12 protein-coding genes are annotated in these 16,310 nt (G+C 63.6%); 4 read left to right on the top strand and 8 right to left on the bottom strand.

The window, feature by feature from the left end; translation table 11 throughout:
- Window positions 1–108 precede the first annotated feature (108 nt).
- Complete coding sequence (locus tag AC1RJY_RS14755; RefSeq protein ID WP_498602619.1) at window positions 109–2,526, top strand: polysaccharide lyase 8 family protein; 2,418 nt, start codon at window positions 109–111, stop codon at window positions 2,524–2,526.
- A gap of 148 nt (window positions 2,527–2,674) precedes the next feature.
- Here AC1RJY_RS14755 and gabT read toward each other — a convergent pair whose 3' ends face one another.
- Together gabT and AC1RJY_RS14745 are read right to left on the bottom strand one after the other, a co-directional pair.
- Window positions 2,675–4,045 carry a 4-aminobutyrate--2-oxoglutarate transaminase gene (gene gabT / locus AC1RJY_RS14750; RefSeq protein WP_011775705.1) on the bottom strand — a complete coding sequence of 457 codons (1,371 nt, stop codon included), beginning with the start codon at window positions 4,043–4,045 and terminating at the stop codon, window positions 2,675–2,677.
- A gap of 59 nt (window positions 4,046–4,104) precedes the next feature.
- On the bottom strand, window positions 4,105–5,535 hold the full coding sequence (locus AC1RJY_RS14745) for a gamma-aminobutyraldehyde dehydrogenase (RefSeq protein ID WP_043471414.1): 1,431 nt from the start codon (window positions 5,533–5,535) through the stop codon (window positions 4,105–4,107).
- 143 nt (window positions 5,536–5,678) lie between these two features.
- Here AC1RJY_RS14745 and AC1RJY_RS14740 point away from each other — a divergent pair, with 143 nt between their 5' ends.
- The 3 genes from AC1RJY_RS14740 to AC1RJY_RS14730 all read left to right on the top strand — a co-directional run bounded on the left by AC1RJY_RS14740 (window position 5,679) and on the right by AC1RJY_RS14730 (window position 9,161).
- A complete protein-coding gene (locus AC1RJY_RS14740; protein ID WP_043806246.1) occupies window positions 5,679–7,121 on the top strand; it encodes a PucR family transcriptional regulator in 1,443 nt (480 codons plus the stop codon).
- Between the two features lie 76 nt (window positions 7,122–7,197).
- Entirely contained in the window at window positions 7,198–8,484 is a 1,287-nt protein-coding gene (locus AC1RJY_RS14735) for an MFS transporter (protein WP_498602618.1), read from the top strand.
- Entirely contained in the window at window positions 8,481–9,161 is a 681-nt protein-coding gene (locus tag AC1RJY_RS14730; protein ID WP_011775709.1) for a FadR/GntR family transcriptional regulator, read from the top strand. Before AC1RJY_RS14735 ends, AC1RJY_RS14730 begins: the two co-directional genes overlap by 4 nt.
- Before the next feature lie 75 nt (window positions 9,162–9,236).
- Here the strand turns inward: AC1RJY_RS14730 and AC1RJY_RS14725 are convergent, their stop codons facing one another.
- The 6 genes from AC1RJY_RS14725 to AC1RJY_RS14700 all read right to left on the bottom strand — a co-directional run bounded on the left by AC1RJY_RS14725 (window position 9,237) and on the right by AC1RJY_RS14700 (window position 16,115).
- Complete coding sequence (locus AC1RJY_RS14725) at window positions 9,237–10,616, bottom strand: rhodanese-like domain-containing protein (RefSeq protein ID WP_498602617.1); 1,380 nt, start codon at window positions 10,614–10,616, stop codon at window positions 9,237–9,239.
- 87 nt (window positions 10,617–10,703) lie between these two features.
- Window positions 10,704–12,170: an FAD-dependent oxidoreductase gene (locus AC1RJY_RS14720; protein ID WP_011775711.1), complete on the bottom strand. Its 1,467-nt coding sequence runs from the start codon at window positions 12,168–12,170 to the stop codon at window positions 10,704–10,706.
- 20 nt (window positions 12,171–12,190) lie between these two features.
- Window positions 12,191–13,468, bottom strand: coding sequence for a uroporphyrinogen-III C-methyltransferase (gene cobA, locus AC1RJY_RS14715; RefSeq protein ID WP_498602616.1), 1,278 nt, complete (start codon window positions 13,466–13,468; stop codon window positions 12,191–12,193).
- A gap of 90 nt (window positions 13,469–13,558) precedes the next feature.
- Window positions 13,559–14,392 (bottom strand): DNA alkylation repair protein, encoded by an 834-nt coding sequence (locus tag AC1RJY_RS14710; RefSeq protein ID WP_210063492.1) that lies wholly within the window; start codon window positions 14,390–14,392, stop codon window positions 13,559–13,561.
- Between the two features lie 15 nt (window positions 14,393–14,407).
- The gene (locus AC1RJY_RS14705; RefSeq protein ID WP_043471420.1) at window positions 14,408–15,319 is read right to left on the bottom strand and encodes a glutaminase; all 912 of its coding nucleotides are present in this window, start codon (window positions 15,317–15,319) and stop codon (window positions 14,408–14,410) included.
- A gap of 214 nt (window positions 15,320–15,533) precedes the next feature.
- Window positions 15,534–16,115, bottom strand: coding sequence for a GIY-YIG nuclease family protein (locus AC1RJY_RS14700; RefSeq protein WP_498602615.1), 582 nt, complete (start codon window positions 16,113–16,115; stop codon window positions 15,534–15,536).
- Between the last annotated feature and the right edge of the window lie 195 nt (window positions 16,116–16,310).

Below are 16,310 nucleotides of genomic sequence, written 5' to 3'. Positions count from 1 at the left end.
CACCCACTCCACGCGATGGGCCTTCCCCCCCCCCCCCCCCACCCCCCCACTACTGCCAGCCAGTTGGGTTGCACGAACGGAGCAGTTTTGAACTTCACTGGACCCACCATGAGCCGCAGGACCCTTTTCCGCACGACAGGGGCTGCCGCCCTTGCCGGAGTCCTGCTTTCCCAAGCAGGACCATCCTTTGCCTCGACCGACGCCAGCTTGCAGGAACTGATAGATCGACGGCGGTTGGTTCTCACCGGGGGCCGGAGCGCCGCGGACATACCGGAACTGGCGGCCCAGCTTGAGGGAATGGGCAAGACCGCCGAGAAATGGTGGACGTCCATGGATAAGACCACGGCCAGGACGTCATTGTGGAGCGATATTCCGCTGACGGGCATCGGACAGTCCACGGCCGCTACCGGAAACATGGGCCTCCACTTCAACCGGCTCTACGACATGGCGCTTGGATATGCAGTACCGGGCAATCCCTTTGCGGGCAATCCTGCACTGGCGGCTGACATTGTGGCGGGCCTGCAACTTCTGAGCAGCACGGCGTATAAGCCTTCCACCAAGGCGGCGGGCAACTGGTGGTTCTGGGAGATCGGCGTCCCCCGCAAGACCGTGGACATCCTGACACTCCTGCATGCTGAAGTTCCCGAAGCCCTGCGGACGTCCTTGCTGGCAGCTGTCCGCTGGTTCGCTCCCAATCCGAACTGGCGTGGCCGTGCTACATCCCTTGCAGAGACCGGGGCCAACCGGGTGGATAAGTCCCTGGCGTGCTGCATGCGGGGCATCCTGGACAACAATGTTGGTGACATTGCCTTGGGCAGGGACGCCCTGAGCGACACCGTCCGCGGCGGGACCAACAGCGTTTTCACCTACGTGAGCAGTGGTGACGGTTTCTACGCCGACGGCTCCTACGTTCAGCACTCATACCTCCCCTACGCGGGCACTTACGGCGTGGTGGCTTTAGCAGGCATCGCTGAGATCATCGCCATGCTCGGAGGGAGCAGCTGGGCGATCAACGACCCCAAGCGCACTGTACTCCTGGACGCGGTGGAGGACACTTACGCCCCGTTCGTGTGGGACGGGCGGATCATGGACACCATTCGTGGCCGGGCCGTCTCCCGTCAGCGGGAACCGGACTATGTCAGCGGCTTCGGGCTGATCTCAGCTGTCCTGCTATTGGCGCCGGGCTGCGAGGAGCCGTATCGTTCCCGGTTCTTGGCGTTGGCCAAGGGCTGGCTGGAACGCTGCGCGGACCAAAAACTCGTGGGGCATCCAACCCAGAGCCTGGCCAAGTCCTTGCTGTCCCTTGGGGTTCTCTCCGATTCCGCCGTGGTTGCCGCCCCGGCGCCGGTGTACAGCCGGATGTTCGCCGACCAAGACCGCCTGGTGCACCACCGTCCTCAGTGGGGTTGCACAGTGAACCTCTCCTCAAAGCGCATCGGCCGCTACGAATGGGGCAACAGCGAGAACAACCTGGGCTGGTACCAGGGTGATGGCATGACGTTCCTCTACACCCGCCAGGACCCCTCCCAGTTCAGTGCCGACTTCTGGCCAACCGTGGATCCCTATGCTCTCCCTGGCACTACCGTCACTGACCAGGTCAGGGCCAGCGGGGCTGGTGCCGCGGGAACCGGCATCCCCCGCGCATTCCAAGCCTTCGCCGGTGGGCTTACCGTCGATGGTCGCTGGGGCCTTGTTGGCATGGACCATCTGAACCACAACAAGACACTGTCTGGAAGAAAGTCGTGGTTCTTCCTGGACGACGCCGTGGTCTGCCTGGGCGCAGGAATCATCGGCACGGGAGGCGCCGCAGTCCTGACAACTGTCGAGAACAGATCCTTCGCGGCAGGAACCGTGCCTGCGTTGCGGACCGATTCCAGGAATCGCCGCATGGCACCCGGGGACGCGGCCGTGCAGCTCAAGCGGTCCCTGCACCTTGAAGGGCACGGGGGCTATGTTTTCCTTGACGCTCCAGGCGTGTCAGGGACAGCTGAAGTTTCGGTGGTCCGCCGCACGGGCAGCTGGTTCGACATCAATTCAGGGGCAGATACCGGCGGCACCACGGATGCGACCACAAGGGACTATGTGACTGTCACCCACCGCCACGGCGTAGATCCGGCGGGGTCCGGCTACGCGTACATGATCCTGCCGGCAGCCGGCCATTCAACAACGTTCTCCCAGTCCGCCAGCCCAGACGTGATGGTCTTGGCCAACTCGGCGGAGGTCCAGATGGTGGAGGTAGCCAAGGAGAAGCTGGTCATGGCCAACTTCTTCGCAGTCGGTACCGCGGGCGGATACACGAGCTCAGGGCCGTGTACCTTGGCCGCGCACCAGACCGGGGACAAACTCACCTTGTCCGTGGCTGATCCGTCCCGGACACAGCCATCTGTGCGCATTACGGTGGACGGCTCGTGGGCAACGCTTGTGGACTCCGATCCTGGAGTTGCCCTCGTCAGCGCCAATCCCCTGGTCCTTGAGGTCCAGCTCGACGGCCACGGCCACCAGAAGAACCTGACGCTGGGCACCTAGGCGCGTTCCGCCGTCGAGATCGCGGGAAAACTGCCAGATCGCAGGGAAACCTCCGGCGAATTCGATGGGTTCCCGCGAACTCAGCGGAAACAAAAGGAGGGCCGGGTCCACAAGTGAACCCGGCCCTCCTTGTCTGCAGCGTTGAGAGTTACGCGTGGGCCTTGATGGCTGCGGCGAGGACCTCGAGGCCATCGATGAGCAGTTCGTCGCTGATGACCAGCGGCGGGAGCAGGCGGATCACGTTGCCGTAGGTGCCACAGGTCAGGATGATGACGCCTTCCTTGAGGCAAGCGGCGGCAACTGCCTTGGTGAGCTCGGCGTTCGGTTCCTTGGAGCCGGGCTGAACGAGTTCGATGGCCAGCATTGCGCCGCGGCCGCGGATGTCGCCAACCACGGAACCCCCGCCTGCGGAAAGCTCGGCTGCCAATTCGCGGAGCTTGCCCAGGGCGAGCTCTTCGATGTGGCGGGCGCGGCCGTTAAGGTCGTGCTGCTCCATGGTGTCGATCGCTGCGAGTGCTGCTGCGCAAGCAACCGGGTTGCCACCGTAGGTGCCGCCAAGGCCGCCCGGGTGGACGGCGTCGAGCAGGTCGGCGCGGCCGGTGATTGCGGACAGCGGCAGGCCGCCGGCGATGCCCTTGGCCATGGTGATGATGTCCGGGACAACACCTTCGTGGTCAACGGCGAACCACTCGCCCGTGCGGCAGAAGCCGGACTGGACCTCATCAGCGATGAAGACGATGCCCTTCTCCTTGGCCCACTCGGACAGTGCCGGGAGGAAGCCTTCGGCCGGAACGATGAAGCCGCCCTCACCCTGGATGGGTTCGATGATGATCGCGGCAACCTGGTCGCCACCGATCTGCTTCTCGATCATGGTGATGGCACGCTTGGCGGCCTCGGCACCGGTGATTTCCGGGTTCTCTTCACGGAACGGGTAGCTCATGGGCATGCGGTAAACCTCGGGCGCGAACGGGCCGAAGTTGGTCTTGTACGGCATGGCCTTGGCAGTCAGCGCCATGGTCAGGTTGGTGCGGCCGTGGTAGGCGTGGTCGAAAGCTACGACGGCGTCGCGGCCGGTAGCCAGGCGTGCAACCTTGACAGCGTTCTCCACGGCTTCAGCGCCGGAGTTGAACAGCACGGTGCGCTTGGCGTGATCGCCCGGGGTGAGGCGGTTGAGCTGCTCGGCAACTGCAACATAGCCCTCGTACGGGGTGACCATGAAGCAGGTGTGCGTGAAGTGCGCAGCAGCTTCCTGGACAGCGGCGACGACAGCGGGGTCGGACGCGCCGACGCTGGTCACGGCGATGCCGGAGCCGAGGTCGATGAAAGAGTTGCCGTCCACGTCGCGGATGATGCCGCCGTCGGCGTCTTCAACGTAGACGGGGACGCCCGAGGCGACGCCGGCAGCAACGACGGCGGAGCGGCGCTCAGCCAGTGCCTGCGACTTGGGGCCGGGGAAGGCGCCGTTGATGTTGCGCTTCTGCTCGATGCGGTACGAGAGTTCGTTCGCGGTGGTGGTCATGAGGTGGTTGCCTTTCTGGGAAATTCGTACGGGTTACGCGAACGCGTTATGCAACTGAGTTATGCATCCAATGCACTCATCACGTGCTTGATGCGCGTGTAGTCCTCGACGCCGTACATGGAGAGGTCCTTGCCGTAGCCGGACTGCTTGAAGCCACCGTGCGGCATCTCTGCCGTCAGGAGGATGTGGGTGTTGATCCAGACCGCACCGAAGTCAAGGTCGCGGCTCATGCGCATGGCCGTGCCGTGGTCGGTGGTCCAGACGCTGGACGCCAAAGCGTATTCGACGTCGTTGGCCAGCTCGAGCGCTTCTTCTTCAGTGCTGAACTTCTGAACGGTGATGACCGGACCGAAGGTTTCCTTCTGCACAATGTCGTCGCTCTGCTTGGCGCCGGAGATGATGGTGGGCTCGAAGAAGAAGCCCTTCTCGCCTGCGCGGTGCCCACCGGTTTCGATCTTGCAGTTCGCCGGGAGGTTCTCCACCACGGAGGTGACGGCGTTGAAGTGGTTCACGTTGTTGAGCGGGCCGAAGTAGTTGTCTTCGTCGTTCTGGGAACCGGTCTGCAGGGTCTTGGTGTGCTCCACCATGGCTGCCACAACGTCGTCGTGGACCGAGTCCTCGATGAGCACGCGGGTGATGGCCGTGCAGTCCTGGCCGGCGTTGAAGAAGGCGAACTCGGCGATGGCCGCTGCGCTCTTCTTGATGTCGGCGTCCTTGAAGACGATGGCCGGAGCCTTGCCGCCAAGTTCCAGGTGTGCACGCTTGAGGCCCTTGGCTGCACCGCTGGCCACGGCGATGCCTGCCCGGACGGAGCCGGTGATGGAAACCAGGCCGGGAACCTTGTGGTCAACCATCATGGCGCCGGTTTCGCCGGTACCGAGGACAACGTTGAGGACACCGGCCGGGAAGATCTCGCCGGCAAGGCGGGCCAGGACCAAGGTGGATTCGGGGGTGGTGTCAGAGGGCTTCAGGACAACGGTGTTGCCTGCTGCCAGGGCGGGGCCGATCTTCCAGATGGCCATGAGGAACGGGTAGTTCCACGGCGCAACCTGGGCTACGACGCCGATCGGTTCGCGGCGCACGTAGGATGTGTGGCCCTCGAAGTATTCACCGGCGGACTTGCCTTCAATGATGCGTGCTGCACCGGCGAAGAAGCGGAGCTGGTCGGCGCCCGCGGCAACTTCCTCGGAGGCGATCAGGGAACGGACCTGTCCGGTGTTGCGGTGCTGGGCTTCCACGAGTTCGTCGCTGTTGGCCTCGACGGCGTCGGCGAGCTTGAGGAGCATCAGCTGGCGCTGGCCCGGGGTGGCCTTTTTCCACGACTTGAAGGCCTGGTTGGCCGCGGTCATGGCGGCGTCCACATCGGCCTGCACCGAAATGGGCGACTTGGCAACGATTTCCCCGGTGGCGGGGTTCACGATGTCCAGGAGACCCGTACCTGCCGGCGTAACGAATTCGCCGTTGATGAAGTTCTGCAAGGTTTGAACCACGGTGTGCAACCCTCTTTCGGAGTCTGGGCATGGATTTAGCTGATCAGAGCCTATGCCAGGGAGGGGGTCCAAGGAATAGCCAGCTGCACACACAACGACCCCCCACTTAGTGCGCTTGACCAATGCCGGGTTACGCTTTAAGCATGGCAATGTCCCTCGCTTCGCTCGTCGCTGTCCCCTCCCTGAAACTCCGCCAATCCGGCCTCGCCGAGACCACATGGAACCAGGACATCAGCTGGGTTGCCGTGACTGAGCTGGAAGATCCCCAGCGCTTCCTCAGCGGCGGAGAACTGGTCCTCACCACCGGGCTGCGCCTCAAGAGCGCTGCCGACCAGCGCCGTTTCGTCCGCCAGGCCCAGCGCGCCGGAGCAGTCGGGATCGGCTTCGGCATCGGCCTCACCCACGAGTCCGTTCCGGAAGCGCTCATCGCAGAAGCCAACCGCTGGGGGTTGCCGCTTGTTGAAGTCCCCTACGAGATCCCCTTCATCGCCATCGGAAAACTCGTGGCAGAGTCGCATTCCGCCGACCATTACTCCAACTTGGAGCGGCTCCTCGCGGGACACCAGATCCTGGCTCGCTCCCTCCTCACCGGTGGCGGCCTGAACGAACTACTCAAGCAACTGGGCAGCATGCTCCGTACCGATGTGGTGCTCACCCAGTTCAGCGCGCAGCTCTACAACAGCGTGGCCGGCAAACCGGCTCCGACGGCGGAGGGCTGGGCTTCGTATCCGATTCCCACCGGCCGCAGGGACGCCTGCACGCTCTGGCTCCGGCAACCGTTCGTGGACTCAGGAATCGTGAGCTACGCGCAAAACCTCATCAGCGTTGAGCTCAACAACATGGTCAAGCAGCGCCAGTCCCAGCGAGCCATGGCCGGTCAGGTGCTGGACGACGTCATTCACGGCACCTTGGAAACCATTGAAGCCGCCCGGCGTTTGGCTGGCGTCGGCATCAACAGCACCCGGAAGAACGTGGTGCTCGTTGCGGAGTCCGTGGCACACCACAAGCAGCTGGTCAGCATTTCTCTGCCCCAAGCGCTGGAAGCCGGCGTCAGCGCCGTCGTCGGAAAGGACCTGGTCACCGTCATCAGCGACGACGGCAGTTCGGCCACCGCCTTGGCGAAGAGCCTCAGCGACCACCTGCAGGAGGCCGGCATCCACGCCGTCATTGGTATCGGCGGCGCCTACACGAAGCCGAACGGCTTGCGTTGGAGCTACTTTGAAGCGCGCGACGCCGTGGCGCACGGCTTGCCGGTCAACGAGCCGGAACGCCTGAGCCTGACGTCACTGTTGCTCGCCAGCGAGGATGTTCCTTTGGCGGACATGGCCAGCGAGTCCCTCACGCCGCTGCGGAAGTTCGATGCCGCCCACGGGGCCGAACTGGTGGCCACGCTGGAAAGCTACCTGAACCACAACGGGTCAGTGGCCGCCGTCGCCGAGGCACTGACCCTGCACCGAAATACGGTGCGTTACCGTTTGGCGCAGATCACCGAACTGACGGGCTACGACCCCTCGCAAACGCAGGACCGCGTGCAGCTTTGGCTCGCCCTGGCTGTGCAGCGACTGGGCTCCCGCAACCCGCGGTAAACCCCTCCCGAAGTGAGCGCGGAGAGCTTCGCCACAAAACTCTAGACATTAGACGTCAAACGTCTAACCTTTAGATATGGCCGCGACGACTCCTCTTACCCCCAGCACCGGAAACATCCCTACAGTTAGCCCAGCCCAGGCTGCCCCTGCGCTTTCGGCAAGTTCCGCAGTCCCCAAGACGCGCGTCGTAGCCGTCGTCGGCATTATTGCCGTAGTGCTCATCGGCCTGAATCTCCGCGCCGGCATCACCAGTGCCGCCGCCCTCTTCCACGAGCTGCAGCAGGTGCTCGGCTATGGAGCATTGGTGGCCTCGATCCTGCCCTCCATCCCGCTGCTGTGCTTTGCAGTTGCGGGCATGGGAACGTCATGGCTGACGCGCCTGGTGGGTGTGGAGAAAGCAATCGCGATCGCACTGGCACTGCTTGCTGGCGGCCTGCTGCTGCGCGGTGTTCCGGTGACGGGCGCCCTCCTCGGAGGCACCGTCCTGGCCATGTCCGGCCTGGCCGTGTGCAACGTTGCCATGCCGTCGTTCATCCGTGAGCACTACTCCGAGCGCACGTCCATGATGACCGGCCTGTACACGTTCACCATGTCCGGCGGAGCCACCTTCGCGGCAGTTGTCAGCGTACCCCTGGCCCAGGAGCTCGGCTCGCCGTCCATGGGTCTGGCCGCGTGGGGCCTGTTGGGCGTTGCTGCGCTTCTCGGCTTCCTGCCGGTGGTCCTGCACACGCACCGGAACACCACCAAAACTGACCGCCCCCGCGTTTCCATGTGGCCCCTCCTGCGCACCCGCTTGGGCCTTCTGATCACCGCGATCTTCACCTTCCAGGCTTTTCTCGCCTACGCCGTGATGAGCTGGTTCGCCTACATCCTGACGTCTCAAGGTCTCAGTCCCTCCGAGAGCGGCCTGCAGTTCGGCGTGATGCAACTGGTTTCCGTCGCTGCCGGCATGATCCTGCTCGCCTTCGGCTCAAGGCCCGGCATGCTCCGCCCCGCGCTGTATCTCGCCAGCAGCTCCACCTTGCTGGCCATCGCCGCGATGGTCTGGTTGCCGACGTCGTTGGCGGTTGTGCCTGCCGTGCTGTTCGGCTTCGGATTGGGCATCTTCCCGCTGGTCCTGGTGATCATCAGCCGCAGCGGACGTTCGACGGCGGAAACCACCGCGCTTTCCACCATCGCCCAATCGCTGGGATACTTGATTGCGGCAATTGGCCCCTTCGGCATGGGACTTCTCCACAGCGCCACTGGCGGCTGGGTGCTGCCCCTGAGCTTGCTGTCCATCGTGGCCGTGGCGCTCATGGTCACTTGCCATCTGCTCACGAGTAAGCGCACTGCCACCAAAACCGGACCGAGGACAGCATGACCCTGACCCCTTCGCATCGCCCGGCCCTTGCCGAGGAGATCACCGCCAAGCTGCGGGACATGATCAAGTCCGGTGAATGGCCGCTTCAGGAGCGAATTCCTGCCGAGCCCGAGCTCATGTCCTCGCTGGGCGTTTCGCGGGGAACCCTGCGCGAAGCCATCAAAGCACTGGCCCACTCGGGCATGCTGGAGGTCCGGCGCGGGGATGGCACGTACGTCAGGGCCAACAGCGAGATGTCCGGGGCTGCACAGCGAATGTACCTGGAGCACACCCAAGAGCACATCGTGGAAGTACGGCTCGGCCTGGACACCCAGGCGGCCCGCCTGGCCACCAAGCACGCCACAGTGGATGACCTCGCCGAAATGCGCCGACTCCTTGCCCTAAGGCACGACGCCTGGCAGGCCGAGGACTACCCCACGTGGGCCAGCGCCGACTGGGAGTTCCACGAACGCGTTGCCTTGGCGTCAGGGAATCCGCTGCTGCACCAGCTGTATGTTTCCTTCGGCGGCGTCTTCCACAACGACCTCCTGCGGCAGCAGCGCAAGGGCGGCTTCAACGGCATCCCCCGTGAAGGCCACGACGAACTGGTGGACGCCCTGGAGGCCCATGATCCCGATGCCGCCGTGGCCAGCGTGTACCGGAATCTGGACTACTGCTCGGACCAGGGCCCGCGGTAACGTCTGCTGGGCTATGACGTTGCAAACCCGCAACACCGTTGTTGCCCCACCACGGTTCAGCGGGGCGGCAACGTCTTACGGCACCGTTTCAATTCCGGTCCCGGCCGCATCCCTGAATCTCGCATTGATCAGCACCACCTTGCGCCCTGCCCGGTTCAGGAGACTCGCTGCCACGCTCGCCCTGTATCCCGTGGCACAGTGCACCCAGATCCTGGTGTCCGGCAGCTCAGTGATCCTGCCGAGCAGCTCGTAAACCGGAATGTTAAGCGCTCCCTTGATATGGGAGGCCATGTATTCGTCCGGTCGGCGAACATCCAGCACCACGTCTGCCGGTTCCCGTTCCCTGAGCAACAAGCTCCAGTCCCCGTGCCCGTAGCTTGCCCGCGGATGGTCGGGGGCCAACGCGCCAACGTTCAGAACCGTGGATTCAGGCCCGACGGCGGCATCCGGGCTGTCGATTCCGATCCTCGCCAGGTCACGGATCGCCTTTTCAACCTCGCTGAGCGGGCCCAGTAGCGTGAGCGGCTGGTCCCAGGGGATCACCCAGCCGAGGTAGCTGGTGAAATTCTCCCCATGGCCGTACTCGAAACTCACGCTGCCCTGGAGGTGGCTGTCTGCGAACGCCACGCGATGCCTCAGATCCACCACCCACTCCCCTGACCTCAAGCGCCGGCCCAGCTCTTCCGCGTCCACGGAGTCCGGAACCTGCAAGGCTGCCGGGCCAACACCCGCCGCATTGAGTGGGCTCATGTGGGCGTAGTACGCCGGGTAGGCGGTGATGTTCGCCAGCAACTCAGAAACGAAATGGTCCTCGTTGGGATCCGTCAGGGCGTGGTTGGACTTTGCTTGCTCGCCGATCGTCGATGATTCCTGATGGCTCGCGGGGCCGATGGAACAAAATGATCCGAAGCCGTGGGTCGGGTAGAGGGCCGCTTCAGGATGCGCCGAGTCCACCAGTCGCCGGACCGACGAGTATTGATCATGGGCCAACGTCGCCGTGTCGTGGGGCGAGACCAGGTCCGTGCGCCCCACTGAACCGTAGAGCAAGCTGCCGCCGGAAAACACAGCTTCCGTGCCGCCGTCGTGAGTGTCATCCCGCACCACATATGAGAGGTGCGTGTGGGTGTGGCCCGGAGTGGCCACCACGCTGACCAAGAGGCGGCCGACGCGGAGGACCTGGCCATCGGAAACGGGGACTCGGGCAAACGAAACCTCGTCGGCAGCGTTCACCAGATACTCAGCACCGTGCTTTTCCGCCAGAATGAGCCCGCCGGTGACGTAGTCATTATGAAGGTGCGTTTCTGCCACATGTGTGATCCGGACACCGGCCTTCAATGCCGCGCCCTCTACACGGTCGATGTCACGTTGGGGGTCGATTACCAACGCAACGCTGCCGTCGTGCACCAAGTAGCTCCGGTCCCCCAACTGGGGCGTTTCGATGACGACGACATCCATGCTTCAGGGTACCGCCGGGCGCTAAACCCAGGGGTTAAAGCACAGCGGGGCCACTCTAATGAGTGACCCCGCCCTGCAAGGGAACGACTAGACCTGCGCGGCTACGCCATCACGGGAAATGTTGACCATGTCCTCGCGCGGCACAACCTTGATGCGCTCACGCTTGACCTCAACACCATGGGAGGTGCCGGCCTCGGTTGCTGCTGCGCCGAGTGCGAGCTCGTGGGCGTCCAGTGCCAGCCAGCCTTCCCAGCTGGTGAACTTCACGCCGCGGGAGTCAAGGAGTTCAACTACTGCGTCGGCTGCGGGAACCTCGGCAACCGGCAGGTTCTCGCGGTCTTCCAGGAGGTAGGTGACGGTTTCCAAGGCATCGCCCTTGGTGTGGCCGATGAGGCCAACCGGACCACGCTTGATCCAGCCCGTTGCGTAGAGGCCCGGCACGTGCTGGCCGTCGGCGTCCAGGACGCGGCCGCCGTCGTTGGTGATAACGCCCTTCTTGTGGTCGAACTCGACGTCCGGCAGGGCCGAGCCGAAGTAGCCGATGGCGCGGTACACGGCCTGGACCGGGTAGTCGATGAACTCGCCGGTGCCGCGGGCGTTGCCCGTGCCGTCCAGTTCAGTGCGCTCGAACTTGATGCCCGCAACCTTGCCCGGGGTTTCGGCGGAGTCAACGATCTCCACAGGGCTGTGCAGGAAGTGCAGGTGCAGGCGACGGGATGCCTTGAGCTCGGAGAGGTCCTCGGGCTGTTCGGCGATCCAGTTGGTAAGCGTGCCAACCATGGTCTTGATCTGGTTGTTCGTCTGGACCTGGCGGTCGGACTCTTCGTCGAACTCGAAGTCCTCGGCGTAGAGGATGATGTCTACGTCCTTGGAGTGCGAGAGTTCGCGGAGTTCCAACGGGGTGAACTTCACCTGGGCCGGACCGCGGCGACCGAAAACGTGCACGTCAGTGACCGGTGAGCTCTTGAGCCCGGCGTAAACGTTGTCCGGGATTTCGGTGACCAGCAGGTCATCGGCGTGCTTGGAGAGAACACGGGCTACGTCCAGGGCTACGTTGCCGTTGCCGAGGACAGCGATTTCGGTGGCCTCCAGCGGCCATTCGCGGGGAACGTCCGGGTGTCCGTCGAACCAGGAGACGAAGTCGGCACCGCCGAAGGAGCCCTCGAGTTCGATGCCCGGGATGTTCAGGTCCGCGTCCTTGATGGCGCCGGTGGCGAAGATGATGGCGTCGTAGTGCTTGCGGAGGTCCTCGATGGAGATGTCCGTGCCGTAGTCCACGTTGCCGAAGAAGCGGATGTCGCCGCGGTCCAGGACCTTGTGCAGGGCGTTGACGATGCCCTTGATGCGGGGGTGGTCCGGAGCAACGCCGTAGCGGATGAGGCCGTACGGTGCCGGGTAACGGTCAAAGAGGTCGATGCTGACGGTGAGTTCGCCGCTCTTGACGGCCTCGCTCTTGGTCAAGATGTCCGCTGCGTACACGCCGGCCGGGCCGGAGCCGATGACGGCGACGCGAAGCGGACGGTCCGCAGAACCTACGGGGGTGCTAATTGACACGGCTGTGTTCCTTCTTCTTCTCAGTTACTGCGGACGCGGGGACGATTTGGGGTAATAGTGCTGTAGTCAGCGGTCTTGAAGTGTTGCGGGGCAAAGGGGCTGACACGGACCACATCGCCGATCACGATGACCGCCGGGTTGGCCACGCCGACGGCTTCCGCCTGGTCCGCGATGGTTCCCAGTGTGCCGATGGTGACGCGCTGATCCGGCAAATACCCGTTCTCTACGATACCTACTGGTGTGTCCAAAGGCAGACCGGAGCCTGCCAGCTCAGCCGCGGAATCGCGCAATTGCGCCACTCCCATGAGCAACACCACAGTGTGATCAGGGCGTGCGGGGACTTCGGACAGCTCTTCGTGGCCGGTCACTACGCTGAAGCCTTTGGCCAGCCCGCGGTGCGTCACCGGGATGCCCGCAGCGGCAGGAACCGAGATTGCCGATGTCACACCGGACACGACTTCAACCTCGACGCCGTTCTGCCGGCAGAATTCTGCTTCCTCGCCACCGCGACCCAGAACGTAGGGGTCGCCGCCTTTGAGGCGCACCACGCGGTTACCCTTCAGGGCTTCGTCCACGAGGATTTGGTTGATCTCCAGCTGCGGCACCGGGTGGTGGCCGGGTGTCTTGCCCACCTCAATGACGCGGACGTCCGGGGCAAGCTCTTTCAGCAGCTCACGCGGGCCAAGACGGTCAGCAACCACGACGTCGGCCTGGCCCAGCAGGCGTCGGCCACGAACTGTGATGAGTCCCGAGTCGCCAGGGCCTCCACCTACCAAAGCGACAGAGCCTGCGGGCGTCTTGCCGGCAGCATCCGGCTTGCGGTGGCGGCGGAGCGGAAGGTCCCCGGTTTCGAGGGCCGTGGCGACGGCGTTGCGAAGGGCCATGGCACGGCGCGGGTCTCCTCCGGCGTTGATGGCGATCTTCACGTCGTCCACCACGGCCACGGCGGGTGTCCAGGCGGCTGATGCTTCGTGATCCGAGGCGTTGACGCACCAGATACGCTGGGCCTCGGCGTCGGCCGCTACCTGGGTATCCACAGCGGCAGTGCCTGTGGCGGTCTGAACGAACCAGACGCCGTCGACGTCTGACGTGCGGTACTCGCGCTGCTCCCACGTGAGGAGGCCGGAGGCGGCGAGTCCGCGAAGTGCCTCAGTGGCAACGGGAGCGACCACGGTGACTTTCGCCCCGGCGTCGAGCAGTCCCTTGGCGCGGCGCTCCGCGACGGGCCCGCCGCCCACAACCAGCACCGGGCGGCCGAGAAGGCGCAGTGCGGTGGGGTAAATGTCCTGTATTGCCATGAAAAAACTGTAGGGCGGCTCCGTAACATGCTTCAAAGGCTCGGAAACACCCGGTAACGCTGGGTAATCCAACGTCACATAATTCCCCGATTACTTCGGAGAAACACTGTCCCTAAGCCTCAGGTAATAGGCCCGCTGCTCCTTGCCCAAGTGCTCAATCGCGTAACGAAGCGCCGTCCGCGGCATGGTGGCGGCGTGTTCGTCCAAGAAAGCCAGCAAACGTTCGCGGCTGCTGCGCCCTGCATCGCGGACCCAACCGCCCACCGCTTTGTGGATGAGGTCTTCTTTGTCGTGCAGCAGGATCTCGGCAATAGCGAAGGTGTCGTCCAGCTGGCCCTCTCGGATGAACGCCGACGTCGCGACGATGGCTGTCCGGCGCTCCCACATGTTCTCCGACCGGGCCAGGTCATACAGCGGGTCTCGCGGCTTATCCATCAGCCAACCGCCCACCACGCGCCCCGCACCCAAATCCACCAGGTCCCAATTGTTGATGCGGTCGTGCCTGCGCAGATAGAGCTCGTACAGTTCCCTGCGGCGATCTTCCGTGGTCTTCTTTTTCTGCGCTTGAAGGGCCATGATCTTTACGGCACCAGCCCTTGCCTCGTGGATGTCCTGCTCCAGGAGCTTCTCGATCTCATCCAGGGGCATGGCCGCGAACTCCTTGCCGAGAGTGAAAACCTCGCCCATGCGGACGCCCAAAAAGAAGTCACCCTCGGCGTAGTCGCCTTGGCCGGTCTTGAAGTACCGCTGGTACTTGGCCTGCTCGACGTCCGACTGCCGCACGTGGAGCCGTGCCAGGAACTCGACGGCGGTGGGCTGGGTTCCCGGTGCCAGCGCGGCTTTGGGTGCCTTGGCTGTCTTGTCCGGTTTAGGCGCCTTCGCTGGCTTGTCCGGCTTTGGTGTCTTTCCAACCTTGGGGGTCATCCCTCAATAATGCGCCTAAAAGACCGACCAGCCAGTACGCGTAGTGAATTCGTCCAGCGCGGCCACGCCTGCCACGGAATTCCCGGACCTTCCCAGGCCAGGGCTCCACACGCTGATGGCGCACTTGTTGGGAACCACGGCCACGATCCCCCCGCCCACGCCGCTCTTGCCCGGAAGGCCCACGCGATACGCGAATTCTCCCGCGGCATCGTACGTTCCGCAGGTGAGCATCACGGCGTTGATCCGCTTGGTCTGCGCCGGTGACAGCAACAGGGTTCCGTCTCCCCCCAAACCGTTGGAGGCCAGGAACCGGGTTGCGAGCGCCAGGTCTTCACAGGTCATGGCCAGGGCGCACTGCTTTGCGTAGGAGTCCAGAACGTCGTCCACCGGATTTTCCAGGTTGCCGCAACTTGCCAGGAAATGCGCCAGCGAGGCATTGCGGTGACCGTTGGCCAGCTCCGAGCCGGCAACGTGGTGATCAGTGTCAACGCCTGCGTTGCCTGTCTCTTGGCGCATCAAGTCCCGCACGGCATGGGCGGCGTTGCCTGTCAGGCTAAGGAGCCGGTCCGTCACCACGATCGCACCGGCGTTGATGAACGGGTTGCGGGGTATGCCTTCCTCACTCTCCAACTGGACCAAGGAATTGAACGGATTACCCGAGGGTTCGCGGAACACCCGCTTCCAGATGCGGTCGCCATCGGAAGCCAGCACCAAGGCGAGGGCGAAGACCTTGGAGATGCTTTGGATGGAGAACTCCACGTGGGCGTCCCCGGCCGAAAACACGTCGCCATCCCGGGTGACTACCGAGATCCCGAACTGGTGAGCGTCCACCGCCCCGAGCTGGGGAATGTAATTAGCCACGGATCCTTGGCCGATGTGGGGTTGAACTGCTCCGACAATGTCCTCAAGTAGGTTCTGAATGTCCACGGTCAACCCCTGTTTCGGCGTGAGTCCCGTCCTCGTTGAAGGGACTCCGCAAGTGTTCCTGTCTCCTGCGCGTAATCACGCACAGCCAGCAACATTACCTGCCCTACTGAGGCTCCGTGTTCGCTGCATGAAACTGGACCAGGCGTCGAGTGTGGCTCATCTGCCTTGCTCGGGGCGGGCATCGGACCACCCGGCACTCTTCGTCTTCGGGTCTTCACACCGGCGAGTTGGCGATCCGGACGCAGTCGGCCCGTAAGGCCGACAGTTCTGGGAGGGCTGCCGGGTTACCCAAAATGTTGAAGAGTGGCAGGTGCTTACGAAGAAGAGCCCGCTCCTCTGCCTTATGGTCGCGGGTCAACACGATCCAGTTCACGAGAAGGTTCTGATTCATCCAGGCGATGATCGCCACTTCGTCGACGGGGGCGAAAGTGTAGTTCCGGGTGTTCGCTTTCCCCATAAGGCTGCCGGCTACAGGACGATAGCCAAGGACCGCACCAACGCTTCGGAAGAACGTACCGTGCCCCTTCGCCCGAAGTTCCTGGCCAAGGAGACGAGTCTTCAGGCTCGTCCGAGCGATTCCGACATACAGCAAGTCATGGGCGCTACGCTCGCTCAGACCTGCAAATGGCGCGGGGAGTGCTGATCTATCCCGGATTCGGATGGCATACAGCCCAGCACGATCGGGGACCTTAGGGTCAATTTCCCCGGCCGGCTTGAAGCCATCGGAACTGAGTAGTTCTTCTTCGATCGCGGAAGAAACCACGGACGCATCAACCGAGGGCTCCAAAATTGACAATCTCGGCTCGTTCCTTAGGTCCCCGGACGATCCGAGCCATTCCGCAAGACTGATAGTGCTTCCCGACTGAATGAACAGTTTCGGGTAGTTCTTGGTTCGTCCGTGAACTTGGAATGGGGTGACCGGAGAACGGTCCCGTTTCACGTACGACTTGCCTGCGTTGACCTGTGTTGCAATCGCGGTGGTTGTCATTGG

This window comes from Arthrobacter sp. GW822-FHT05G07 (assembly GCF_058799755.1).
This window is presented reverse-complemented; position numbering and strand designations above follow the sequence as displayed.

What these genes read in the sequence shown, in the direction of transcription:
- AC1RJY_RS14735 (WP_498602618.1), top strand. Translation starts at nt 7,198, where the DNA reads ATGGCCGCGACGACTCCTCTTACCCCCAGCACCGGAAACATCCCTACA.
- AC1RJY_RS14710 (WP_210063492.1), bottom strand. Translation starts at nt 14,392, where the DNA reads ATGACCCCCAAGGTTGGAAAGACACCAAAGCCGGACAAGCCAGCGAAG.
- cobA (WP_498602616.1), bottom strand. Translation starts at nt 13,468, where the DNA reads ATGGCAATACAGGACATTTACCCCACCGCACTGCGCCTTCTCGGCCGC.
- AC1RJY_RS14725 (WP_498602617.1), bottom strand. Translation starts at nt 10,616, where the DNA reads ATGGATGTCGTCGTCATCGAAACGCCCCAGTTGGGGGACCGGAGCTAC.
- AC1RJY_RS14755 (WP_498602619.1), top strand. Translation starts at nt 109, where the DNA reads ATGAGCCGCAGGACCCTTTTCCGCACGACAGGGGCTGCCGCCCTTGCC.
- AC1RJY_RS14740 (WP_043806246.1), top strand. Translation starts at nt 5,679, where the DNA reads ATGGCAATGTCCCTCGCTTCGCTCGTCGCTGTCCCCTCCCTGAAACTC.
- AC1RJY_RS14730 (WP_011775709.1), top strand. Translation starts at nt 8,481, where the DNA reads ATGACCCTGACCCCTTCGCATCGCCCGGCCCTTGCCGAGGAGATCACC.
- gabT (WP_011775705.1), bottom strand. Translation starts at nt 4,045, where the DNA reads ATGACCACCACCGCGAACGAACTCTCGTACCGCATCGAGCAGAAGCGC.